A 1,355-nucleotide genomic window follows, 5' to 3' on the forward strand; every position below is an offset into this window, starting at 1 on the left:
GTGCGGTGCTGACGGAGCAGAACGAAGAATGGCTGTTGCAGAACCGCTACCTGCCGCAGCACAGCATGGCGGAGATAGAGCAGACCGCTGAAAACGATGTGATCGAGGCGCTGCCACTCAGCGCTTAACAGACATATTACCGGACCGGAAGGTTGGATCTGAATTTACACCACCTTGACGGACTCGACCCCAATTTTTTAAAGCGAACGGTACTGAGTACAGTTCTTAACCATCTGACTAGAAACTACCGAAATATGGTGTTGGTTTATTAGCAGTAATTTTCTGGGGATCCCTCAGCCCTCGGGGCAACGTTTTTGTTTCTATTGCGCTTTTAAGAATGTCCCATCGGGCTGGCGGGTAAACAATATTTCCCCGCTGCCGCTATCCAGCATCAATCCTGTCACTACTCCCTGCGCATCTTGACGAATCTTCACCGTCTGCCCGGCATGTAACGTGCTGAGCGGCTTATCTCTGCCCTCAACCCGCGCCATCGCAAACACATCATTGACTGGCAGATTATTGTCACGGAACAGCTGCGCCAACGTCTGACCGGAGGCAATTAGGTATTCATGCCACTGCCCTTGGCTGTCCGGCTGTGGCGTGCTAGTCGCCGCGGGCGGTGCTGTTGTCGCTGGCGGAGGGCTATCGGTGATTTCCACCTGTAACGGTGCCTCAGTGCCGGAGTCGCCGCTCTGCATTGGCGTGACCGGGTGCACCGCGCGCTGTGGCGGGGTTGACGGCCACAGGAAGGCCAGCAGGATAACCAGTACGGCGGCAATGATGCCGCGGCGATGGGGCACTGGCAGCGAGTTCATCCAGCTTATCTGGTCCGGCAGATGCCAGATTTGATGAAGCCACGACGATAAACGTGATGTTGGCGATGCGTCTGGCATTGCTTCTTCCTCCTGGCGCGACACTCGCGCAATCAGTGAGCGGTTTACCAGCCAGTTTTTTACTTGGCTGACTAACTGCGGCTGGCCTTTCCTTCGCCTGCGGGCAATCTGACCCATTTATACCTCTAATACACTGTAGCTTAGCCCATTGCTGGTGGCGTGTTTTTATCTGTACAGGCCAGTAAGGGGTTTTGGGGCTAATGTTGTGTTTTTTAGGATTTTATATCCATCTTCCAGCAACCCTCTGGGAATGTTTAGTTTTGAACCGTCTACAGCAAAAAGTTGGTGCTCTTTCCCTGTTTTGGGATGGTTCTTATCTTTCCACACAGAAATGATATTTCTGTTTATGGTTTTTATTGCATCATCTGATAATTCCATTCTGGCTTCGCATATTGATAAGGCAGAGACCGGTTTATGCTGGGGTGATGGTGTTCTTTTACGAGCACATTCGGCCCATATTTC

At 52.0% G+C, this 1,355-nt stretch carries 2 protein-coding genes and 1 pseudogene; 1 reads left to right on the top strand and 2 read right to left on the bottom strand.

Translation table 11 applies throughout. The annotated features are described in order from the left end of the window. Positions 1–128 (top strand): annotated as a pseudogene (locus BBW68_RS18100) (IS256 family transposase); the annotation flags it as partial. Between the two features lie 192 nt (positions 129–320). Here BBW68_RS18100 and BBW68_RS13585 read toward each other — a convergent pair. Together BBW68_RS13585 and BBW68_RS13590 are read right to left on the bottom strand one after the other, a co-directional pair. Further along, positions 321–893, bottom strand: a complete 573-nt coding sequence (locus tag BBW68_RS13585; RefSeq protein ID WP_070135757.1) for an OapA family protein — start codon at positions 891–893, stop codon at positions 321–323. Positions 894–1,058: 165 nt separating this feature from the next. After that, positions 1,059–1,355: hypothetical protein (locus BBW68_RS13590; RefSeq protein ID WP_222563093.1), on the bottom strand; the 297-nt coding region annotated here is incomplete at its 5' end.

Origin of the sequence: Candidatus Erwinia dacicola (genome assembly GCF_001756855.1) — a bacterium.
GTDB classification, from domain to species: domain Bacteria; phylum Pseudomonadota; class Gammaproteobacteria; order Enterobacterales; family Enterobacteriaceae; genus Erwinia; species Erwinia dacicola.